The organism is Pseudoalteromonas sp. MMG006, assembly GCF_018101025.1.
Lineage (GTDB): Bacteria > Pseudomonadota > Gammaproteobacteria > Enterobacterales > Alteromonadaceae > Pseudoalteromonas.
Genome location: NZ_JAGJEJ010000005.1, coordinates 145,506 through 170,238, shown reverse-complemented (window position 1 = coordinate 170,238; position 24,733 = coordinate 145,506). Strand labels below are relative to the sequence as shown.

The 24,733-nt window shown below is 38.8% G+C and carries 16 protein-coding genes; 12 read left to right on the top strand and 4 right to left on the bottom strand.

Features of this window, described 5'->3' with window-relative positions:
• The first annotated feature begins 66 nt into the window (after positions 1-66).
• The 4 genes from J8L73_RS07605 to rluB all read left to right on the top strand — a co-directional run bounded on the left by J8L73_RS07605 (position 67) and on the right by rluB (position 2,850).
• A complete protein-coding gene (locus J8L73_RS07605; RefSeq protein WP_211015863.1) occupies positions 67-498 on the top strand; it encodes an exonuclease III in 432 nt (143 codons plus the stop codon).
• A gap of 224 nt (positions 499-722) precedes the next feature.
• Complete coding sequence (locus J8L73_RS07600) at positions 723-1,244, top strand: EF-hand domain-containing protein (RefSeq protein ID WP_211000214.1); 522 nt, start codon at positions 723-725, stop codon at positions 1,242-1,244.
• A 149-nt stretch (positions 1,245-1,393) separates the two neighbouring features.
• Positions 1,394-1,984 carry an SMC-Scp complex subunit ScpB gene (gene scpB / locus J8L73_RS07595; protein ID WP_211015861.1) on the top strand — a complete coding sequence of 197 codons (591 nt, stop codon included), beginning with the start codon at positions 1,394-1,396 and terminating at the stop codon, positions 1,982-1,984.
• A complete protein-coding gene (gene rluB / locus J8L73_RS07590) occupies positions 1,981-2,850 on the top strand; it encodes a 23S rRNA pseudouridine(2605) synthase RluB (protein ID WP_058549033.1) in 870 nt (289 codons plus the stop codon). Before scpB ends, rluB begins: the two co-directional genes overlap by 4 nt.
• Positions 2,851-2,916: 66 nt before the next feature.
• On the opposite strand, the gene J8L73_RS07585 is transcribed toward rluB, so the two are convergent.
• Positions 2,917-3,663: a YciK family oxidoreductase gene (locus J8L73_RS07585; protein ID WP_211015859.1), complete on the bottom strand. Its 747-nt coding sequence runs from the start codon at positions 3,661-3,663 to the stop codon at positions 2,917-2,919.
• A gap of 207 nt (positions 3,664-3,870) precedes the next feature.
• Here J8L73_RS07585 and J8L73_RS07580 point away from each other — a divergent pair, with 207 nt between their 5' ends.
• Both J8L73_RS07580 and sohB read left to right on the top strand, forming a co-directional pair.
• A complete protein-coding gene (locus tag J8L73_RS07580) occupies positions 3,871-6,354 on the top strand; it encodes a VolA/Pla-1 family phospholipase (protein WP_211015857.1) in 2,484 nt (827 codons plus the stop codon).
• Positions 6,355-6,455: 101 nt separating this feature from the next.
• Positions 6,456-7,472, top strand: a complete 1,017-nt coding sequence (sohB, locus tag J8L73_RS07575) for a protease SohB (protein WP_211015855.1) — start codon at positions 6,456-6,458, stop codon at positions 7,470-7,472.
• Positions 7,473-7,539: 67 nt separating this feature from the next.
• Here sohB and J8L73_RS07570 read toward each other — a convergent pair whose 3' ends face one another.
• Entirely contained in the window at positions 7,540-8,874 is a 1,335-nt protein-coding gene (locus tag J8L73_RS07570; protein ID WP_211015853.1) for a dicarboxylate/amino acid:cation symporter, read from the bottom strand.
• A gap of 193 nt (positions 8,875-9,067) precedes the next feature.
• On the opposite strand from J8L73_RS07570, the gene J8L73_RS07565 reads away from it, so the two are divergent.
• Entirely contained in the window at positions 9,068-11,779 is a 2,712-nt protein-coding gene (locus J8L73_RS07565; RefSeq protein ID WP_211015851.1) for an Ig-like domain-containing protein, read from the top strand.
• 252 nt (positions 11,780-12,031) lie between these two features.
• Complete coding sequence (gene topA / locus J8L73_RS07560; protein ID WP_211015849.1) at positions 12,032-14,749, top strand: type I DNA topoisomerase; 2,718 nt, start codon at positions 12,032-12,034, stop codon at positions 14,747-14,749.
• Positions 14,750-15,051: 302 nt separating this feature from the next.
• Here topA and J8L73_RS07555 read toward each other — a convergent pair whose 3' ends face one another.
• Positions 15,052-15,294, bottom strand: a complete 243-nt coding sequence (locus J8L73_RS07555) for a hypothetical protein (RefSeq protein ID WP_211015847.1) — start codon at positions 15,292-15,294, stop codon at positions 15,052-15,054.
• Positions 15,295-15,535: 241 nt separating this feature from the next.
• Here J8L73_RS07555 and J8L73_RS07550 point away from each other — a divergent pair, with 241 nt between their 5' ends.
• A complete protein-coding gene (locus tag J8L73_RS07550) occupies positions 15,536-16,087 on the top strand; it encodes a TIGR00645 family protein (protein ID WP_211015845.1) in 552 nt (183 codons plus the stop codon).
• A gap of 124 nt (positions 16,088-16,211) precedes the next feature.
• Here the strand turns inward: J8L73_RS07550 and J8L73_RS07545 are convergent, their stop codons facing one another.
• On the bottom strand, positions 16,212-17,837 hold the full coding sequence (locus tag J8L73_RS07545; RefSeq protein ID WP_211015843.1) for an alpha-glucosidase: 1,626 nt from the start codon (positions 17,835-17,837) through the stop codon (positions 16,212-16,214).
• 652 nt (positions 17,838-18,489) lie between these two features.
• On the opposite strand from J8L73_RS07545, the gene J8L73_RS07540 reads away from it, so the two are divergent.
• From J8L73_RS07540 to J8L73_RS07530, 3 genes are all read left to right on the top strand, one after another.
• Positions 18,490-21,282, top strand: coding sequence for a TonB-dependent receptor (locus J8L73_RS07540; RefSeq protein ID WP_211015841.1), 2,793 nt, complete (start codon positions 18,490-18,492; stop codon positions 21,280-21,282).
• Positions 21,283-21,386: 104 nt separating this feature from the next.
• Entirely contained in the window at positions 21,387-22,880 is a 1,494-nt protein-coding gene (locus J8L73_RS07535; RefSeq protein WP_211015839.1) for a tryptophan halogenase family protein, read from the top strand.
• The gene (locus J8L73_RS07530; RefSeq protein ID WP_211015837.1) at positions 22,880-24,733 is read left to right on the top strand and encodes a glycoside hydrolase family 13 protein; all 1,854 of its coding nucleotides are present in this window, start codon (positions 22,880-22,882) and stop codon (positions 24,731-24,733) included. The genes J8L73_RS07535 and J8L73_RS07530 overlap by 1 nt, the downstream gene beginning before the upstream one ends.

Genomic DNA, 24,733 nt, shown 5'->3' with positions numbered 1-24,733 from the left:
TATAAGTTTTTTTGAATATATAATGCGCAAAAATTACTTATTTAACTCGTTCAAATAGGATCTCTCATGAAAACACAACTACTTTTAGCCAGCGCTTTATTTGCATCTGCAACTGTTTGTGCACAAAGCAATACTTACTTTAGTCAAGACAACAAACTTGAGTCTAAATTATGTGTATTAAGTGCTAATGAAGGCTTTAGTGTTGCCCGTAAAGAAGCTGCGCAACATGGCGTTTATTTATCTCGTTTTTCTAAGAGTATTTTGTGTAACGGTGAAGACATTCGCAATATCGCTAAAAAAACAACTGTTAGTGCATCATCACAAGACAAAGTTGAAATGTTTGCTAAAGATGCACAGCAAGAAACACAGTTATGTATGACTGCACTTAAAAAAGGGTTAGCGCCAGTACGTCAAAAGATTGGTAACTTAAACTCTTTAAAATGTAACGGTCAAAACGTAACTGAGTTTGTTAAGCGTTACCAAAACGCTGCTATTTAATTTTTAAGCAATATATTAGCTTTATAAAAAGTGCCTGGTTAATACCGGGTATTTTTTTGCAAAAATTACAAGGTAAGCTGCAATCATTGCAAAGCTAAGTGATTGATTAGAGTATATAAAGTGAGCTAAAAAATATTAAGTGCTTGATATTTATTGTGTTATTTATTTTGGCATTGGACTTGTATTAGTTAAAGTGACATTTACTAACTACAAGGATACGTCTTATGAAAAAGTTAACACTAGCAACAACTATTTTAGCATCTTTGAGCTTAGCGGCTTGTGCATCTAACCAAGGGTTAGAAAAAATCGACAGCGATTTCGCAAGTTTAGATAACGACAGTGATGGTTATATTTCAAAAGTAGAGGCAGATGATGACAACATTTGGGGCCACTTTTCAAATATTGATACCAATATGGATAATGAGATCAGTCGTAAAGAATTTAACACCTACATGCAATTAAATACCGGTAAGGTAGCCACTGACAGTGAAGTTAGTGAGTCAGCATTTAAAGCTAAAATAGCTAAATTTGATAAAATTGAAAACGATTTTAAGAGTTTAGATAATGATAAAAATGGGTACATTTCAGTAGAAGAAGCTGACGATGACGATATTTCAAATCATTTCGGTTATATGGACGGCAATAACGATAAACGCATCAGCAGAGGTGAGTTTAAAGGTTACATTAAAAAATACGGTAAAGCCGTAGCCGAAGATGATGCCCTTAAAGTACTTAGACATAGCTAATATTATCTATGTAAGTTAAGTAGAACAAGCCAGCACTAATTGCTGGCTTTTTTGTGCATTTAATTTAGTTAAAAGGCAGATATATTTTCCTAGTTTGCTCTACTTCTGTCATAATAGTTGGCTGTGTATTTTTATTTGGTAATAGGTGTATGGCTAGTCGGCGTATAAGTGATGAACAATTAGTTGAAATCATTGAAGCGGCGATATTTGTAGCTAGTAAACCTCTAAGCAAACGCCAGCTTAAAGATGTTGTGCTGGCTGATTTAGCCATTTCTATGGCGCGTATAAATGACGCTATTGATACAATACAAATACATTTTCAAACCCGTGGTATACGCTTAGTTGAAGTAGGAAGTGGTTATCGGTTTCAGGCTTGTAGTAGTTTAAGCCCTTGGCTAAATAACTTATGGCAGGAACGAGCGCCTAAGTATTCACGTGCATTACTTGAAACGCTATCTCTTATCGCTTACAGGCAGCCCATTACGCGTGGCGAAATTGAGCAAGTAAGAGGGGTAGCAACGGGTTCGAATATTATAAAAACTTTACTTGAAAGAGAGTGGGTTAAAGTGGTAGGGCATAAAGAAGTACCAGGTAAACCAGCATTATATGCAACTACTAAGCAATTTTTAGATTATTTTTCGTTAACAGGTTTAGATAATTTACCTGCTTTGCCGTCAGATCAGCAAAGCAAAATTAATCAGTTAATGAGCGATCCTTCTGTGAGAGAACCATCCGAATGAGTATACAAGGTGAAAAGTTACAAAAAGTCTTAGCCCGTGCAGGCGTGGGCTCACGCCGTGAAATGGAAAAATACATTGATGCTAATCGCGTTAGTGTTAACGGCAAAGTAGCTAAGCTAGGCGACCGTGTTGAAGAAACCGATTTAATTCGAGTTGACGGTCATACTGTAAAAATTGAAGAGAAAGCAGATCGTATCTGTCGTGTCATTATGTACAACAAACCAGAAGGTGAGTTAAGTACACGTAAAGATCCTGAAGGCCGTCGTACTGTATTCGATCGCTTACCTCGTATTGACGGTGAGCGCTGGATTGCGGTTGGACGATTAGATATTAATACCGCAGGCTTAATGTTATTTACTAATGATGGCGAGCTGGCAAATCGTTTGATGCACCCAAGCTACGAAGTAGAGCGTGAATACTCTGCTCGAGTATTTGGTGAAGTCACAAATGAAACAGTTAAAAACCTTACTCGTGGTGTTGAGCTAGAAGATGGTCCCGCTAAGTTTTTAAGTGTAAAACCAATGGGCGGCGAAGGTATCAACCGCTGGTTTAACGTTACACTTAATGAAGGACGTAACCGCGAAGTTCGTCGTTTATGGCAGTCTCAAGATGTTGAAGTATCTCGCCTTATTCGTATTCGTTACGGTAAATTAGAGCTTGATAAGCGCGTACCTCAAGGTGGCTGGAATGAGTTAGACCTTGAAACAGTTAACTATTTACGTAAAACAGTTAAACTTGGTAGAGAAACCCAGACTAAATTGTCAGTTATGCCTGAAAAGCGTAAAGACAAGCGTGCTAAAATCAATCAAATACGCAAAGCTGTAAAAAAACACAATCAACGTGTTAAGCAAACTAAACGTAAGTAATTACCGAGTATTTACTACCAAAAAAGCCGCAAATAATGCGGCTTTTTTGATAATTAAAAATATATTTTATTTTTTAGGTTGCGCATCAAGTGATTCGCCATTTACTGATGATGAGTCATCACTCATTAAATATAAATAGGTTGGCATTAAATCTTCCGGCGTGGCAAGTTTGTCTCTGTCTTCGCCTGGGTAAGCTGCAGCACGCATAGACGTTCTGGTGGCACCTGGGTTGATACAGTTTACACGAATAGATGTTTTACCGACTTCGCACGCCCATGTTTGCATCATGCCCTCTACAGCAAATTTTGAAATAGCATATGGCCCCCAAAATTCACGGCCTTTTCGTCCCACCCCTGAAGATGTAAAAACGACAGAGGCACTTTTTGATTTACGAAGTACAGGGAAAAGCGCTTTAGTGATCATTGCTTGTGCGGTTACATTTACTTTCATTATGTTTTCAAAAGTAGACGAACAAAAATGCTCAAGTGGCCCAAGAGACCCTAAAATTCCGGCATTATTAAGTAATCCATCAAGGCGTCCAAATTGACTTTCTATAGTGGCAGCTAAGTCACGATAGTTTTGCTTAGTCGCCCCTTTAAGATCCAGTGGGACTATAGCGGGCTGTGGGTAACCAGCATTTACTATTTCATCGTAAACACACTCGAGTTTATTAGTTGTTTTCCCTAATAAAATTACAGTTGCGCCATGTTTTGCATAGGTTATTGCGGCTACTCGGCCAATACCATCGCCAGCGCCTGTGATCAAAATAACTTTGTCTTGTAATGCGTTTTCAGCTGCTTGATAAGTGTGCATAAAATTACCAATTCATAAAATTTTTATGATTTTAACATAGCAAAACCTGAAGTAATCGAATTTATTGTAAATTTAGGTGGCGAAAATAGATACTTTACGTTAAGTTTAACTGGTCTAATGTCTCATTAATAAATCGGTTACATTATTTTAACTTTAACACACTTAAAACACACACTATAAAAATAAGATTTGTGCGGAGCCAACAATATGAAAAAAATGCTACTCTCACTCTCTGTTACAGCTGCATTAGCAGGTTGTGGCGGCGGAGAAACGTTAGAAGATGTTAAGAATGACAGTGCAACTATAGTCCCCAATGCAACAGTTACTTTCGACCCTGCAAATGGCGTTTTATCTGTCCCTAATGACTTATTAATGAGCGGTACTCAAGACGGTACACTTAATATTCCTGGGGAGCTAGATGATGATAATGTATCTATATCTCGCGCTGCGTACTCAGACCCTCAACTAGCTCTGGGGGCTTTAGATGGTTGGTCCTCTCAGGTTCCTTATAAAATTGATTTAACATTTCCAAGTGATGTATCACTTGATGAAGCATCAGCTGCAAGCCCTGGTACGTTAAGAATTTTTGAAGTGGTAATGGGCGCAAGTTTAACGGATGCAGAATGCTCTGTAGTTACCGCTGGTACAGCCTGTAAATTAGTAGGTGAACTTACCTTTGGTGTAGATTTTATAACTCAGGCCTCTGGTAATGGCGTTGCTGTTATACCGCTTAAACCATTTTCACCAGGCAGCTCTTATATAAATGTTTTAACTACGGGGCTTAAAGATTCATTAGGGCGCTCTATTCAACCTTCTTCTACCTATGCTTTAGTAAGTGAAGAAGCTCCTTTAATAACAGATGCTCAGCTGGGTCTTCAAGCGGCTGTAAATAGTTATGAAAATGTAGTGGTTAGTTCTGGTGATATTACCAAAGACGATATTATCTTTTCTTCTGCGATGACGATTCAATCAGCAGGGCCTGTACTTGGTACCATTAAAAACTTACTTGCAGCTAGTTTGCAAAACGATGCATTGCCAACACCAATGGTTAATGTACCTGAACAAGATGTAGTAAATGTTCAGCAAGTTTTTGCAGCAGGTGGTGTGCCAGTATCAGCTGCTTTTTCTGGTGTTCAGTATTTAAAAGGTAACATTACATTACCTATGTATTTAGGAACACCTACAGGTACAGAAATAAGCGCTTTGAATGACACATACTGGAAAGCTATGTGTTCAAGTCCCGTTGCAGTATTAAATCAATTAGCCGCAGATCAAAAATTACGAGATGAAGGTAAGCAAGAAGAAATTGATGCAACTATGTTTGTCGAAGGGCCCTATGAAGACGTTTGTCAGCAAATAAATGCTCAACTACATGATTATCCAAAAATTGATATTACTCGGCATTTAACTAAATATAACCCCGTTCCATTAGCTCAAAGCTATGAGACCATACCTGTACAAATCACAAAGCCAATTTTAGCTGATATAAATGTTTATCGTTCAACTTATGGTCTACCTGAGCTTGAAAGTATCCCAGAAGGTGGCTGGCCTGTTGTTATTATGCAACATGGCATTACGACAAATAAAGAAAGTATGCTTGCTTTAACTGCGCAGCTTTCAATCCAGGGTTTTGCTACCGTTGCAATTGATCATCCTCGCCACGGTGAGCGTGGAATAGATGTTGGTGATGATGGGCTTAACTCTGCTAAACAGGTTGGAGACGACTTCAATGCAACCACAGGCTCTGTTCTTAGTTACATGAACTTAAGTTCGTTACTAGTTGCTCGCGATAGCCTGCGTCAATCTGTCGCTGATTTGTTAGGTTTACGTTTAGGCTTGAACTTTATTAATGATGGGACGATTAACAGTAAAGATGTAACTTACGTAGGGCATTCACTAGGATCTATAGTTGCGCCTGCATTTATTGCTCAAGCAAACGCGCCTATGGAAGAAACGCTTGATCCATTATTTAACGTCAACACTATTGCACTTGCCAGTGGCGGTGGCGGTATAGCTAGTTTTTTACTTGAGTCGGCGGCATTTGGCCCATTTATTCAAGGTTCAGTGTTATCTCAAGCTGGTACAACAGAGGCTGATGAGTTTAACGCGTATTTACAAGCTGATGCTGTATCAAACTGTGGTACATTTTTACCAGATATGGAAGCGTATTTAACGTGTGGTTATGACGAGTATGTAGCTTATTTAACTACAGCTGGCGAAACAAGCAAGCTTACTAATATTCAAGATGTCTTTACTCAGTTTGCATTTGCAGCACAAACAGCCCTTGATAGCGGTGACCCAACAAATTATGCGGCAGCGGTTAAAGCTTTAGGCACACCTGTTTATACAAATGTTGTTGTAGGTGATGGCGAGGATAATAAGCCTGACCAAGTTATACCACCAATGGCTGCAAATAACCCTATTTCGGGCACAATTCCACTGGCCACTTTTATGGGTCTAGAGACTGTAAGTACAACTCAGCCATCAAGCGAAACACCAGCAAGCTATTTAGTTAAATTTACTAAAGGGCACCACGCTTCTATATTAACGCCAGCTCAAGATGCTGCAGAGGCCGCTACTGTAGAGGGAAGCGCGGCTGCAAATGCAGAAATGCAGATGCAGGTTGCTGTTTACTTAGCAACACGCGGTCGTATGTTATTAGTAACAAATAGTGACGTTGTTACTGATTAATCTACTACTTTAAACGTTAACTTATAAAAGCCACTGTATAGTGGCTTTTTTTTGGTTAAAAGCATGATAAATTAACTTAAATTTATTAATGGAGAAACCAGTTGGAATTTTTATACGAATACGGTTTGTTTTTTGCCAAAACAGTGACATTTGTTATCGCAATTGCCGTTGTGTTAATGCTTATAGTTGCTTCCGCCGTTAAGCCAAAAGCGAAAAATGGTGAGATTGAAATTGAAGATGTATCTGAAAAACTTAACGAGCTCAAGGAAAGTTTTTTGCACAATACATTGTCTAAAAAAGAGTTAAAAGCGCATCAAAAGCAATTAAAAGCGCAGAGTAAAAAAACAGTCAGTGATGATCCAAAGCCTCGTTTATATGTAGTCGATTTTACCGGTAGTATGGACGCGCACGAAGTAGAAAGTTTACGAGAGGAAGTGACTGCTATTATTTCGATTGCGGATCCTAAAACAGATAAAGTATTAGTGCGTTTAGAAAGTGGTGGTGGGGTTGTTCATGGCTATGGACTTGCTGCATCTCAGTTACAGAGAATTAAAAGCGCGGGTATTCCTTTAAGTGTAGCAATTGATAAAGTAGCAGCAAGCGGCGGTTATATGATGGCATGTGTAGCTGATGAAATACTTGCAGCGCCATTTGCAATTGTAGGTTCGATTGGGGTGATTGCACAAATTCCTAACTTTAATAAAATATTAAAGAAAAATGACGTAGAGTTTGAACAAATTACAGCAGGTGAATTTAAACGTACTCTCACATTATTTGGTGAAAACACAGATAAAGCACGTGAAAAGTTTCGCGACGAAATTGAAGAAACCCATGGTTTATTTAAAACCTTTGTAAGCACGCAGCGCCCAAGCCTAAATATTGATTTAGTGGCTACAGGTGAGCATTGGTTTGCAACGCAAGCAATTGATAAAGGTTTGGTAGATGTTATTAAAACCAGTGATGATGCTTTATTAGAACAGCAATCTGAGCGTCAAATATATAAAGTAAAATATAAAGTTAAAAAGGGACTAAGCGATAAACTGGCACTTGGATTAAGCAGTGGTGTAAACAAGGTTGGGGTAAGCTTACTTTCTAAATTTAAGTCGATGAATCCTTAATTATTAATAATCAAAAAAAACCTTGATGCAAAACATCAAGGTTTTTTTATCACTATATTACTCGATATTACGAGTCGATAGATTTGTGATAATCTTCTAAGTCTTTAGCGGCATTTGGGTCGTTGAAGATGCTCTCATCAAGCTCGCCTTCAGATTTAGCAACCACACAAGTGACCATACAATCACCGGTAACATTAACCGCAGTGCGTGTCATATCAAGTAAGCGATCTACGCCGATAATTATTGCAATCCCCTCTACTGGAAGTCCTACTTGGTTGAGCACCATTGCTAGCATAATTAAACCAACACCGGGCACGCCCGCAGTACCTACAGAGGCAAGTGTTGCCGTTAATATAACCATTAAATAATCAGAAATAGTTAAATCAACACTAAACACTTGAGCAATAAACACAGTGGCTACACCCTGCATAATAGCGGTGCCATCCATGTTGATAGTAGCGCCTAGCGGTATGGTAAACGATGCCACCGAGTTGTTTGCACCTAGTTTTTTTGTTGCTGTTTCAAGCGTGATAGGCATAGTTGCACTAGAGCTTGAGGTACTAAATGCAAATAAACACGTGTGCTTCATTTTTGCTAAGAAGGTCAGTGGATTTAAACCTGTCAGGATTTTTAACAGTAATGTGTAATTTACCAGCGCATGTAATAACAAGGCGAGTACAACCACACCAAAATATTTAGCTAAGCTAACAATTAAGTTAAGTTCAATTGTTGTAAATAGTTTCGCCATTAAGAAGAATACACCGTAAGGTGCTATATTCATTAATAATGTTACAAGTTTTAAAATAACTGTATTTAAGTCTTCAAATACACTTGCTACGCGTTTACCTGTTTTACCACTTAGTGCCATTGCTACACCAAATAATAGTGCAAACACTATGACCTGAAGCATATTACCTTTAGCCATTGCTTCAAACGGGTTAGTAGGGAACATATCTATAATTACACGGGCAAGGGTCGGTGCTTCTTTAGCATCGTAAGTTGCATTCGATGGAAGGCTAATCCCTTCACCTGGGCTGAATAATAAAGCAAGAGTGATAGCAACTGTAATTGCAACCGCAGTGGTTAATAAATACAAACCAATAGATTTACCGCCTAAGCGGCCTAATTTTTTAGGATCACTTAAACTACATGTACCACAAACAAGCGATACAAATACAAGCGGAACCACTAGCATTTTTAAGCTAGCTATGAATATTTGACCACCAACATGAAAAATACCATCTACAAAAAAGGCTTTAATTGGCAAAGAGAATAACCCAAGTGGTATTAGATAATCGTCTTCACCAGCTAATATAGCCTGAAATATAAAACCTACTGCAACCCCAAGCGCCATACCAATCATGATGCGAGTGGTTAAACTCATTGAACGGACTTTTGACATATTCCCTGATCTACATTTTATAAATTTGCCATAGACTACCAGCAAGGAAATATTTACTACAGAAAAAATTAGTATTTATTTAAATTTTTTTTACACAAAAAAGTAATAGAAAACTGAGATTTTAGACTAAGTTATAGGTTAATATTAAGTGAAAATTAATCTTACATATAATAACAACCCTAGGGAGAGGTTCATGCCTTTAATGCGACTGCTCGGCATTTTATTGCTTAGTTTTTTACTCACAGCTTGTGGTGGCGGTGGGTCACTAGAAAAAGGCAGCGGTACACTAGATGGTGATACAGGGGAAGCTGCTGATGAGGCTATCGTACAGTCAGCGAATATTGAAATTACTTTTGAAGACCGTATTGTTACAGCTGATTCACCATTGGAAATAACAGCAATTGTTTTAGATTCTGATGGGCTGCCTGTGCAACGTCAGGAGATTAGTTTTACAACCACGCTAGGTTCATTTATTCCCGCAACGGGCAGTGCTCTAACCGATACTAATGGGATAGCGACTATTGAGCTGGAGGCTGGTAGTATTGAGGGTGCTGGCACCATTGTAGCATCGTATGAAGATATTAGCAGTAAACTAGGTTTTTATACCGCAGGAGATGAGCCGCAATCTGATGACTCTGCGGCAAATATTGACATTAAAATCTTACAGAACTGTCCTGATAGCTGGTTAAATATAGATAGAGACTCTTTTGAGCTTGATCCATCGAGTTGTTCACAAAATAGTAATTTACTTGGGCAGCAAGCCATCGTTTACGCCAAAATCACACAACCTGGCAGTAATACTCCAGCAAGTAATGTACTAGTTCAGGCGACAACCACACTAGGCATTTTATTACCTGAAAGTTTAACGGCTAAAACTGATGAGTTTGGTGTTGCTATTTTGAATTTATTGCCTGGCAGTAGCTCAGGTGTGGGTCAAGTTGAATTAACAGCACAGGGCGGAGTTGCGAGTGCTTTATTTGAAATTAACGCTGTTCAAGTAAATGTAAATTTAAGTGCAAGTATTGCCACGAGTGATGTGCTATCTGCTGGCTCTACCACTATTGTAACAGCTCAGATTGTAGACGGTAGTAATAATGCATTTACGACACCGTTGGAGGTGCAATTTACTTCTGCCTGCGCAGAAGAATCGACTCCCAGGGCCACTATCGATAACATAGTAACTAGTATTGGTGGTACAGCAAGTGCAACTTATAAAGCTAATGGCTGCAATGGTATTGATACGATTACCGCCACTGTGGTTACTGGTGGTAATGTTGCAACAAAGACCATAAACATAAACGTAGCTGCGGCTGAGACAGGCTCAATCGCGTTTATGGGAGTGACTAATCAAGTATTAGCTATTAAAGGAACTGGCGGTCAAAACTTGACTGAAAATTCAGAGCTCACCTTTAAACTTCTTGATGTAAATGGAAATCCAGTAGGTCAAGAGCAAATTGATTTTTCACTTTCACAAAATCCCGGTGGCGCGCTATTAGATAGCGTATTTCAATTCACCAATAATGAAGGGTTAGTGACTGTAAACGTCCGCTCAGGAAAAGCTGCTGGTATTTTATCTGTTATTGCATCTCATCAAATTGACAGTAGTGATACCTCACAAAACAGTGTGATCTCTATTGTATCTAATGATATTACTATTACTACAGGCGTACCAGATCAAGACAGTTTTACACTTGCAGTGCAAACGTTTAATACTGAGTCATTAAACGAAGCTGGAGTGACTACAGACTTAACCGTATTTGCAGCCGATCATTTTAATAATTTTGTACCAGATAATACGGCAATTTATATTGCCAGTGAAGGGGGGGCGGTAGGCACTATTGATGAGCAACAATTTACACCTTTATTACTTTGTCGCACCATAGACGGAGTGTGCAAAGCGCAGTGGCGTAGCCAAAACCCAATTCCATACCATTACAGCATTTATAATAACTCTGTTGCAGACAAATGCGATCGTTACTTTGGACAACCAGCACCTTGTACTTTAGGTATTAGAGAGTCACAACTAGACGTAGATGGTAACTTAATTAGTTATTTAGATAGTAAGGGCGTTCCTATTGCATTAGCCGATGCGCCTAATGACGCGCCAATTGATTATCCCCTTGGTGGACGTGTTAGTTTGCTTGCTTATTCTGTTGGTGAAGAGTCATTTAATGATGTATCTGCTAACGGTGAATTTAATCAAAACGAGTTTGATTCAACTTTACAAGATTTACCTGAAGCTTTTATAGATTTTAATGAAAATGGTGTGTTTGATGGAAATTTACCAGCACCAACTAACCCTGTTGATTCCAATGGTGGTGAAGATGAATGGTATGTGGAGCGCACAGGTGCACAAGATAATGGTCTGTATGACAGTGCTGATGGTAAATACAATGGCTTGTTATGTAGTGATGAAGCTCTAGCTGCAAATGCATGTACCCGTGAAACAGTAAATGTGCGCGCGAGTTCTGAGCTAATTATGTCAGGTAGCACACCTTACGTTAGAGCTGTAACGGCATTGAATGACTGTAGTTTAAATGATGGTATTCGCTTAGAAACTTCTGATATGGCAGGTATGTGTGACATAAACCTTATTGATATCAGCAACTCAACGCCATACAGTGCAATTTCGATTACTATATTTTTCAGTGATATTCACAACAATCCATTACCGGCGGGTACCACTGTAGCAGTAACATCTGATAACGCGGTATTGAAGGGATTGACTAACTATACTGTTATTAACACGGCGCAAAAAGTACCAAATTCAGTGACTGTCAATATTACTAAAGAGGCAGAGCCTGATGATGTGGATTCTGGCTTTTTATACATAGAGTTTGAAACACCAGGGGGAGTTAAAACTCAATATTCTGTGATGTCGATTTTGGATGAACCAAAATCTTAGAATAAATAAAGTATTTAAAATGCCAACCTTTAGGTTGGCATTTTTCATTGTGTTCTATATATTCCACATCAAATAATCTAAAAACACCTGTTTGTTTAATTTAACAGCAAAAATTGTTCGTTTATTCAGTAAATACAGAAAAGTTTGTATTAAAAGCTTGTAACAATTAGTGTTTGTAGATATACCTATAAATATTCGCGCCGTTTATACCGGCAAAACACATTTTAAATATTTGGTTAGAAATAGGCAACTATGGGCAAATCGCTAGTAATTGTAGAGTCACCTGCTAAGGCTAAAACAATTAATAAATATTTAGGTAATGATTTTATCGTAAAGTCCAGTATCGGGCATGTACGAGACTTACCTACTTCAGGTTCGGGCAAAGCTAAAGTGCCGGCAACTAAAACGCCAGCAGAAGTTCGCAAAATGGAACCAGAAGAAAAAGCAGCGTATAAACAGCAACGAGATTACACAAATTTAGTTGCGCGTATGGGTATCGATCCAGAAAAAGGATGGAAACCTCATTACGAAATATTGCCAGGTAAAGAAAAAGTTGTTCAAGAATTACAAAAATTGGCTGAAAATGCAGACCAAATATACCTCGCAACGGATTTGGATAGAGAAGGGGAAGCAATAGCCTGGCACCTTCAAGAAATTATTGGCGGAAAACCTGAAAAGTATAAGCGTGTAGTTTTTAACGAAATTACTAAAAATGCGATTCAACAAGCTTTTGAAACCCCTGGTGAGTTAAATACCGATATGGTTTACGCTCAGCAAACACGTCGCTTTTTAGACCGTGTTGTAGGTTTTATGGTTTCGCCTTTGTTGTGGGCTAAAGTTGCACGTGGTCTATCTGCCGGTCGAGTACAGTCAGTTGCAGTTCGTTTACTTGTAGAGCGCGAGCGTGAAATTAAAGCATTTATCCCAGAAGAGTTTTGGGATATTCATGCTGATGTTAAAAACGCTGAGTCACAGTTACGTTTAGAAGTAGCCAAACAAGCAGGCAAGCCATTTAAGCCTGTAAACGAAGCTCAGGCTACAGAAGCAGTTAAAAGCCTTGAGAGTGCCGAATACAAAGTAATAAGTGTTGAGGAAAAGCCAAGTAAGAGTCGCCCAAGTGCTCCTTTTATTACTTCAACTATGCAACAGGCTGCAAGTACCCGTTTAGGTTATGGTGTTAAAAAGACCATGATGCTTGCTCAGCGCTTGTATGAAGGTGGTTACATTACTTACATGCGTACCGACTCAACTAATCTATCTAAAGATGCTGTTGAAATGTGCCGCGAATATGTAACACAAGAGTTTGGTGATAAATATTTACCAAAAGATCCAATTAATTACAGTTCAAAAGGCAATGCACAAGAAGCGCATGAAGCGATTCGCCCTTCAAGTGTAAGTGTGCTTTCTGGGCATGTAGAAGGCGTAGATGCGGATGCTAAAAAGCTTTATGAGCTAATTTGGCGCCAATTTGTAGCGTGCCAAATGGTACCTGCAGAATACGACTTAACAACATTGACTGTTGCAGCTAACGATTTTCAACTTAAAGCAAAAGGGCGAGTGCTTCGCTTTGATGGTTGGACAAAAGTACAGCCGGCAGTACGCAAAAAGAATGAAGAAGATCAATCACTACCAGCTGTTAAAGAAGGCGAAGTACTTAGTTTAATTGAACTTGACCCTAAGCAACACTTTACTAAGCCGCCAGCGCGTTTTAGTGAAGCAAGCCTAGTTAAAGAGCTCGAAAAGCGTGGTATTGGTCGACCATCTACGTATGCATCAATCATTTCAACAATACAAGATCGTGGTTATGTACGCGTAGAAAACCGTCGTTTCTTTGCTGAAAAAATGGGTGAAATAGTTACCGACCGTTTAGTTGAAAACTTCACTGATTTAATGAACTTTGATTTTACAGCAAAAATGGAAGGTCGTTTAGATGACATCGCTGAAGGCGAGCGCGTTTGGACACAAGTGCTTGATAAATTTTATGCTGATTTTTCTACTCAGTTAAACATAGCTAAAGATGAGCCAGAGCAAGGTGGCATGCGCCTTAATCAAATGGTTGAAACCGATATTGACTGTCCTACATGTGGCAGAAAAATGGGTATTCGAACAGCATCTACGGGTGTGTTTTTAGGGTGTACAGGTTATAGCTTACCGCCTAAAGAGCGTTGTACTACAACGATGAATTTAGTGTCGGGTGATGAAGCTGTTGCTGCTGATGTAGAAGATGAAGAAACTGAAAAGCTAATGCAAATGAAGCGTTGCCCAATTTGTGAAACGGCAATGGATTCATACCTTATCGATGAAACTCGAAAACTGCATGTATGTGGTAACAACCCTGCATGTCAAGGGCATATAGTTGAAGAGGGTACTTTCAAGATTAAAGGTTACGATGGGCCCATTATCGAGTGTGATAAATGTGGTTCTGACATGGAGCTTAAATCAGGTCGTTTTGGTAAGTACTTTGGCTGTAATAACGAAGAGTGTAAAAATACTCGTAAGTTACTCAAAAATGGTGAAGCAGCGCCACCGAAAGAAGATCCTGTTCATATCACTGAGCTCGAATGTGAAAAGTCTGATGCGTACTTTGTACTGCGTGATGGCGCGGCAGGTATATTTTTAGCTGCTAATACGTTTCCTAAATCACGTGAAACACGCGCACCTAAGGTAGAAGAGTTAAAACGCTTTAGAGATCGTATTTCACCTAAGTTTTATTACTTAGCAGATGCGCCAGCTAAAGACCCTGATGGCAATCTTGCCGTTGTGCGTTATAGCCGTAAAAATAAATCTCAGTATGTAATGACTGAAGTAGACGGTAAAGCAACAGGCTGGACTGCTCATTATGAAGCGGGTAAATGGGTAGAAGAAGCGAAGAAAAAAGCGGCGCCTAAAAAGAAAGCGGCTGCTAAAAAAGCCCCGGCTAAAGCAAAAGCAAAACCTAAAGCAAAACCTAAAGCTAAAAAAGAAGATTAATAAGTATTTAGTTATTTATTTACCTTTTTATAGCACATAAAAAAACCGGAATGCACAGCTTGTGTCATTCCGGTTTTTTGTACCTAGTTATACCAATCCGCAAAAATACTTAATCATTCGCGGGGCTAAACGTGTCGCTACCTGTTTTAAAGACTCACACTTAGGACAACTAAATAGCGAATTTTTTCATAGCTAACAACATGTTTTTCTAGCCTTAAAATAGATCAATTAATTCAGCGAATTAGTATCAAATGTTTTCGCAACGGCTTTATTAGCAGTACATTCAACTAAGTGTATTGGTATTAAACCTTAACAGAAGATATTTTTTTATAACCTTCAGATTCAAGCTCATCATTTACGCATCTTAATACGTAGGCATTTAAAGCCTCATCATTTACATCGTCATCTTTAGCCCAGTTAACACACATTTCTGTGTACTCTTTTATCATTTCGGCTGAAGCTGTTGGCGTATCGTCTGCTACCGCGTAAGTCGCAGATACTGCAAATAATGGCGCTACTAATAATGCTAACAATGCTTTTTTCATTCGTTTATTCCTAAATAAATGGTGTGATGACTGATTTAACCAATCGAGATTAAAGTACAAATCAGTAGTGCCCAATCCAGAACAATTCTGTTGGTAAGTTGATTTTTAATCGAAAACGAAATAAAAGATAACGAAAAATTTTTATCGTGAAGATGAGAAAGTTACACTTAAATTACATTATAAGTATTTGTGTTGTAATAACTTATAAGATAAGGTCGCTTTTTTATAAAAAGTAAAATGAATGGCTGAACAGCAATCAAATTTCCCTCTCGTACCTCGTAAAGTTCACAGAGTGGAGCAAGGGTTAGAATCGTTTATATTTGCAGGGCGTTGGTTACTCGCGCCTTTTTTTGTGGGCTTATTGTTTGCAGTAATACTGTTACTTATAAAGTTTTTTAAACAACTTTATTTAATGGGCATAGCAACCTTTAGCACAACAAATCAAGAATTACTCGTTGGTATACTTACGCTGGTTGATACGGCCTTATTAGCAGGTTTGCTTTTGATTATTATTTTTAGCGGCTATGAAAACTTTGTTTCAAAGCTTAATATTGAGGGTCATGAAGATAGGCCATCATGGATGGGGAAGGTTGGCTTTTCTGGTTTAAAAATGAAACTTATTAGCGCTATTGTAGCTATATCTGCGGTTGAGCTTTTAAAGGTATTTATTAATTCAAATATTCACTCAAGTGATGAGTTATTTTGGAAGGTAATTATTCATATTACTTTTGTAAGCTCAGGCGTATTATTTGCACTCACTGATTATTTAAATAGTAAAACACTATCACATTAAAAAGGTTAAGTTAGTGCTTTGGTGGCAGCTATTTCGCCTTCATACCGACCATAGTGCCCCCAAGCTTTAAGCGCACAAAAAAGCCCGATAAAATCGGGCTTTTAAACTATATGTTAGGGCTCTATTAATTTACAAAAGCAAAATAGCACCCAAAGCTGCTTATGCTTAACGTATTACCCTCTAAAGTGGCATTGCAATGAGATAGCGAGTCATGCGCATCAGTCACAGCTTTAGTTAGCTCAAATGTTTGATTGGTTTGAGCTAAATTAAACACACATAACATAGTTTGCTCGTTTAATGTTCTGTAAAAAGCGAGAATAGGCTCAGTTGTATCAATAAACTCAATGTCGCCTTCTAATAACACAGCATGCTGTTTACGCCATGCCATAAACTCACGGTAGGCATTAAGTATAGAGTCTGAATCTTTATCTTGAACAGATACAGCACTTTGAGTGTGCGCGCTATCTACAGGTAACCAAGGTTTAGCATTACTAAAACCTGCATGTTCTGAGCCATTGTTATCCCATGGCATCGGCGTTCTACAGCCATCACGGCCTTTAAAGTTTGGCCAAAAAGTAATGCCGTACGGGTCTTGTAAGTCTTCAAAAGCAACAGAGGCTTCACCTAAGCCAAGTTCTTCACCTTGGTACATACATACGCTGCCGCGTAATGAAGCAAGTAGGGCTGTAAGCATTTTACATTGGGCTGAATTTATCTCACCATTTTGGCTCCAACGACTCGCTACGCGCTCTACGTCGTGGTTGCTAAACGCCCAACATGGCCAACCCTCAAGCATACGTTGCTCAAGTGTTTGTACAGTTTTTCTTATGTATTCACTCGAATAATCATCAGTAAGTAGTTCAAAGCTGTATCCCATGTGCAGCTTATCGCCGCCTTGAGTGTACTCTGCCATGGTTGCCAATGAATCTTCTGATGAAATTTCACCTAACGACACAGTGCCTGGGTACTTATTAAGTAATGCGCGTATGTCTTGCATAAACTCAATGTTTTCAGGCTGCGTGTTATTATAATAGTGGTACTGAAACGCATACGGGTTATCTTCACTAAAGCCACGGCCTTGGCGTTTATCTTTAGGCTTTGCTGGATTGTCACGTAATTGTGCATCGTGGTAGCAAAAGTTAATAGCGTCTAACCTAAAACCGTCTACACCTTTTTTAAGCCAAAACTCTACGTTTTCTAACACAGCTTTTCTTACATCAGGGTTATGAAAGTTTAAATCTGGCTGTTCGGTTAAAAAGTTATGTAAATAGTATTGACCACGACGAGGCTCCCATTGCCATGCACCGCCACCAAAAATAGAAAGCCAGTTATTAGGTGCTGTACCATCGTCTTTAGAGTCAGCCCATACATACCAGTCTGCTTTATCATTGTTTTGGTTTTCGCGGCTGTCTAAAAACCACTGATGTTGGTCTGAAGTATGGCTTAACACTTGGTCAATAATAATTTTGATGTCGCGTTTGTGTGCTTGATCTATTAATTCGTCAAAGTCGTTTAAGTCACCAAAAATAGGGTCTATGTCGCGATAATCGCTAATATCATAGCCAAAATCTTTCATTGGGGATTTAAAAAAGGGAGAAATCCAAATAGCGTCAACGCCTAAGCTTTTAATGTAATCAATGCGATTAATTATCCCTTTAAGATCACCAATACCATCGTTATTGCTGTCTTGAAAGCTTCGCGGGTAAACCTGATAAATAACCGCACCTTTATACCACTGCTGTTGGGCCATGCTTTTCTCCGTCGTTCCACACAGTATTTATATTGTTATTAGTTCGATTGAAACAATCGCTAAATTTTCAAAAAGCATACGTGAAGGGGACTACTCTGTAAAAAGCCTGCATACGTATGCAGCTAATTTACTTACTTAAATGCGTTTTTAAAGAGGTGTATTTAAGGTGCTGTTTTTTTATTGCTAGCTTTACCAATCATGTTTTTTACTCATGAATAAAATAGTGCGGTCTGTTTTGGTGCTTATTTTAAAAGGCTTGCACGGTATTGGTGAAAATGATGAATGGTCTTACCAATTTCATAAAACATAAATTATTAAAATAACTTATGTAAATATTAAAAATGCCTTATTTAACGCTATTTACACGCTGTACCATGGGTAATTCATAGTGCGAACATATGTATTTTTATAAAACTCATTAATAATCATGTTGCACCATAATAATAAATTTAAAATCAGTAAGTTAGCTTTGTTTTTGTGAACCAACTGTTAATTTATAATACATTGCATAGTCTTGAATACGTATGCATAAAGTTGTTAATAAAATAATTCGAGCGTTAATATTGATGCTGACAACAAAATTAGCTCGCCTGTTTGACTATCACTCAAATAAAGAAGCGGGTATCACAATATGGGTAACGGGAAAAACATCATGTTTATGTTCAAACCAAGTATATTAACTTTGGCATTAGCAACTGCAGGTTTAGCAAGCTTTACCTCTGTAGCGGCGCAAGAAGATACAATTAAAAATGATGACGTTGAGGTTATCGAAGTAAAAGGCTTTCGTGGCAGCGTTGTAGAATCGATCAACACAAAACGCTTTTCTACACAGGTTGTAGAATCTATTTCCGCTGAAGATATAGGTAAACTACCTGACTCATCTATTGCTGAGTCTATTGCGCGCTTACCTGGTTTAACGGCGCAGCGCCTAGATGGTCGCGCAAGCAGAGTATCAATTCGTGGTTTTGGTGAAAACGAAAGCGGTACTACGTTTAATGGCCGTGAACAGGTATCTATTAGCGATAACCGTGGCGTAGAGTTTGACCTTTACCCATCAGAAATTATGAGCGGTGTTACCGTTTACAAAACACCCAGTGCTAGTTTAGATGCCGATGGTATTGCGGGTGTTATTAACATGCAAACAGTTCGACCTTTAAGTAAAGGTGAGCGCGTTGTTCAAGTTAATGGACAGTATGAACAAACCAGCTTTGATAAATTAAACCCAGACGGTAACGACGACGGTTACCGTGGCACGTTCTCATACATTGACCAGTTTGCTGATGACACTATTGGTGTTGCATTTGCTTTAAATACAATGAGTTCACCAAATCAAGAAAAACGCTGGAATTCATGGGGGTACCCTGAATTTACTGCTGAAGATGGGAACTCATATTCAATTTTAGGCGGCGCTAAACCTTACGTTCGTTCATCAACACTTGAGCGTGATTCAGCAATGATCGTATTAGAAGCTGCGCCTACTGATAAACTAAATATGACGTTTGATGCGTTGTATGTAGATTTCACAGATGAGCAAATTTTACGCGGTATTGAAATTCCTTTTGCTTGGGGCCAAGGTAGTATTGATGCAAGCAGTGCTACAGTAGATGCAGAAAGTGGATTTATAACAAGTGCTGTAACACAAGGCCAACGTGTTGTTGTTCGTAACGATTACCAAGAGCGCGATGCTGAACTAACTGCATTTGGCTTTAACACTAAATACGATATTGATGATTCATGGTCAGTAGAGTTTGATGCAAGTTACTCGCAAGTTGACCGTAAAATTTGGAGTATAGAAAGTTATTCAGGTACTGGGCGTGGTGATTCTCGCGGTGTTGCAGATAACCTAGGTTATGCCTTTAATGGCGGGAATACTGGCGCTACTTTTTCACATGACTTAGATTACAGCGATTATGATTTAATCCAATTAGGTGGACCGCTCTCATGGGGCGCAAGCTCTGCACTAAATGATGCATATGGATTAACTGGCACTGAGTATGAAAACCAGGCTCAAGACGGTTTTATTAATGCACCTACCATTGAAGATGAACTTGTAACACTTAAGCTAGCAGCTTCTAAAGTATTAGAAAACGAATACATTAGTTCAATTGAATTTGGCTTAGGTTTTAAAGAGCGTGAAAAGTCTAAATCTTCGCAAGGTTACTTTTTAACTTTAAGTGATTTTTCTCTTGATAATCCAGGCATGCTAACTGTGCCAGAGCAATACCGTTTAGGCAGTGTTGGCCTAGACTTTATTGGGTTAGGCGATATGATAGCCTACGATGTAAATGGTTTAGTTAATGATGGTTACTATGAAACACTCGATGAGAGTTTAACTAACTCTAGCCATACAACTAAATCCTGGACCGTAAAAGAAGAAATTACCTCAGCATTTGCACAAGCTAATATTAATGCTGAAGTAAATGGTCTTCCATTAACGGGTAATGTGGGGGTGCGCTATGTTCATACAGATCAATCGTCTCAAGGTAACGCTTTTGGTGTAGATGATAATACAGGTTTAGTCATTGCTTCACCTACAAATATTGGGCACGATTATTCTCACGTTTTACCAAGCTTAAATTTATCACTTGCGATTGATGAGCAGCAAACAATACGTTTTGGCGCAGCTAAAACAATCTCACGTGCGCGTATAGATGAAATGAACGCCTCTGTTAACGCATCATATAATGATACACCGGATGAAAACGGCAACTTTTGGTCTGTATCAGGTGGTAACCCTAATTTAGAGCCTAAAGAAGCAACAGGCTACGATTTATCTTATGAAAACTACTTTAGTGATGAAGGTTACTTCTCTGCTGCATTTTTCTATAAAGATTTAACGCAGTGGATTTTTGACGGAACTTACGCAATTGATATGTCGGGTGTTGCAGATCCATCTAATGGAGAAATTCCTGCAACATCAGAGGGCACAGGTAGCGGTAAAGTAAATGGTGGCGGCGGCGACCTGTACGGTTACGAGCTATCACTAGCGTTACCATTTAAAATTTTCCACCCGTCACTTGAAGGCTTTGGTTTAATTGCAAGCCATACCGGTATTGAGTCTGACATTGAAGATCAAAACGGTAACGATTACGAACTACCAGGTCTCTCAGATAAAATTCAAAGTTTAACGGTTTACTACGAGATGAATGGTATGCAATTACGTACCAGTATGCGCAAACGTAGTGCCTTTAAAGGTGATGTATACGGTTTAGGTTTTAACACCGAGCAAGTAGATATCCTAGGTGAAACAATTTGGGATGTACAAGCTGGGTATGACTTTAGTGAAGCCGGTGTTGAAAGCCTTGAAGGTTTATCAATTCAGTTCCAGGTACAAAACTTAACCGAAGAGCCGTTTACATCGCTTTCTGGCGATAACGCGCTACAAGTTCGCGACTACCAAGATTACGGTCGCACTTACTTGTTAGGCTTTAGCTACAAGCTATAATTAAGGTTGTGTATAGGAGCCCTTGTAATTTGTTTTACAAGGGCTTTTTTATAGCTATTTTATCAAACTTAACAAAGCTTTAATGTGTAAATGTGGACAATAATATGAAACCAATAAAACACGTGGTAATTGCAGGCGGTGGTACGGCAGGGTGGATAGCTGCAGCTTTGCTTAATAAAGTGTTAGGTAAAGTAATTGACATAACGCTGATTGAATCAAGCACAATAGGCACTATAGGCGTTGGTGAAGCAACAATTCCGCCTATTATTCAACTTAATAACGCACTGGGTATAAACGAGCAAGATTTTATAAACGCCACCAATGCATCTATTAAATTAGGTATTGAGTTCGAAAATTGGAAAACACCCACTCATAGCTACATGCATGCTTTTGGCTCATTTGGAAAAGACTTTCCTTTTTGTGATTTTTACAACTTTTGGGTAAAGGGAAAAATTACCGGCTCTGAAGATAGCCTATGGGATTTTTCATTAAATTACCAAGCAGCTAAACGGCATAAATTTGCACCATTAAATACTATACCTAACACGCAATTACCTGGCTTAAGTTATGCGTATCACTTTGATGCAACACGCTATGCAGAGTACTTAAAAACACTTGCTACTGCGCGTGGCGTTAAACACATAGACGCTAAAATTGAGCAGGTTAACCAATGTCCGCATTCAGGCAATATTACAAGCCTAACTCTTGATAATGGCACGCAAATTAACGGCGATTTATTTATAGACTGTACCGGTCAGCGCGCTTTGTTAATAGAGCAAACACTTAATACAGGCTTTGTGGATTGGTCTCATTATTTACCATGTGATAGCGCCGTTGCAGTGCAATCTCAAGGTACTGATTCGCTAAAACCCTATACTCGCTCAATTGCGCATAGCGCAGGTTGGCAATGGCAAATTCCGCTGCAAAACCGTGTGGGTAATGGGCTTGTTTATTGCAGCCGATACTTATCTGATGAGTCGGCCACGCAGTTACTATTAAATAATTTACCCGCTGAGCCCATTACAGCGCCACGCGTTATAAAATTTAAAACAGGACGGCGCTTAAAGCAGTGGCATAAAAATGTGGTTTCGGTTGGACTCGCCAGTGGCTTTTTAGAGCCGTTAGAGTCAACCAGTATCCACTTAATACAAAGTGCAGTGACCCGTTTAATAAAGCTGTTTCCGCATAATGGTATTAGCGATGCGTTAGTTGCAGAGTTTAATAAGCAAAGCGTGACAGAAATAGAGCACATACGCGATTTTATTATTTTGCATTACAAACTAACAGCGCGAGAAGACTCGGCGTTTTGGCGTCAGTGTAAGCAAATGAATATTCCCAATTCATTAGCTCATAAACTCAATTTATTTAAACACACAGGCAAAGTAGTACGTGAAAACGACGAACTATTTGCAGAAGTTGCTTGGCAGCAAGTGTTTATAGGCCAAGGCCTTATACCCGATGATTACAATAGTATTGTTGACTCATTAAGCAGAGAACAACTTAACGATTTATTTTCTACATTAAAAACGCTTATTACTTCAACGGTAGAACAATTACCTTCTCATAAAGATTTTTTAGCAAAAATTAAAAAGGCCTAATGATGCGATTTTTAAACACACTTTTACTTGCAAGTGCGTGCAGCCTACCAACTATTAGCTATGCACTTGACGTTGAACCTGCCAATTGGTGGGTAGGCATGAATAAAAACACGATTACCATCATGGTGCATGAGCAAAATATTGCAAACGAGCAAATTAAATTAGCAAAATATAATGGTGTTAAATTAAATAAAGTGACGCGCACAGATAATCCAAATTATGTGTTTTTGAATATTACTGTTACCGATGCTGCTAAAGCAGGAACGCTTAAGTTTAATAGCAGTGAAGCGAGCCAAAGTTTTGAATTTCCTCTACTTGCACGTGATAAAAACAGTGCAAAGCGCCATGGCTTTACATCTAACGATACCCTTTATTTAATTAACCCAGATCGCTTTGCTAATGGTGATGAGCAAAACGATACCGTTCCTAGCATGTTAGAAGCCGCAGACCCTAGCACCAAGGGTGGGCGCCACGGGGGTGATATACAAGGGGTTATAAACGCATTACCGTATTTAAACGATTTAGGCGTTACACAGCTTTGGTTAACGCCAGTACTTGAAAACAACATGCCAGATTACTCTTATCATGGTTATGCAATTACTGATTTTTATAAAGTTGACCCACGTATGGGCTCAAATCAGTTATATAAAACGCTCTCGGTAAAAGCAAAAGAGCAAGGCATAGGCCTTGTAATGGATATGGTATTAAACCATTTTGGCTCAGAGCATACATGGGTTAAAGATAAACCTACCAAAGATTGGATTAACTTTAATGGTGAGTTTAAAAAAGGTAAAAACGCTACAAGCCATGCTCGCCAAACTATACAAGACCCACACGCGAGTGAGTACGACAAACGCCAGTTTAACGATGGTTGGTTTGTAGAAACCATGCCTGATTTAAATCAGCGCCAACCACTGTTAAGCGAGTATTTAATTCAAAACGCTATTTGGTGGATTGAGTACGCTGATTTAAGCGGTATTCGCGTTGATACCTACTCTTACTCAGATAAAGCATTTTTGAGTGATTGGACAAAAGCCATAATGCAAGAATACCCAGACTTTAATATTGTAGGAGAAGAGTGGACCTCAAACCCTGCAATTGCCTCTTACTGGCAACGTGGTAAAAATAACCAAGATGGCTATACATCAAGCCTACCAAGCGTGATGGACTTTTCTTTGCAGGAGTCGGTAATTCAAGCGCTAAATGAAGATGAAAGCTGGAATACGGGCTGGGTTAAAGTCTATGAGTCGTTAGCTAATGACTTTTTATACCCTGATACCAATAACATTATGGTATTTGCTGATAACCACGATATGAGCCGTGTATACACCGAGCTTGGACAAGATGCTGCAAAAACTAAAATGGCCATGACGCTATTTTTAACTACGCGCGGTATTGCGCAAATGTATTACGGTACGGAGGTTTTATTAGATAACACCCCGAGTAAAGACCATGGTGATATTAGAATAGATTTCCCGGGTGGATTTAAAGGCCAAACAAGTAATGCATTTACAGGTAAAGGGCTTACCTCGCAGCAAAAGAACATGCACAAAACAATTAGCACCTTGCTTAACTTTAGAAAAAACAGCACTGCGCTAGATAAAGGCAAATTAGTGCACTTTACGCCTCAGCAAGGTGTGTATAGTTATGCGCGTATTAGCGACGGGCAAACTGTATTGGTATTTATGAATAAAAACACAAAAGAGTTAACCAAGAATATTGAATATATGCAGGAAGTAATACCAAAAAATACTAAAGCACTTAATTTATTTACTAACAAAATACAGTTGCTAGGTAACACAGTGGCTTTACCGGCAATGAGTGCAACGGTATTAATTATAAATACCCCTTAA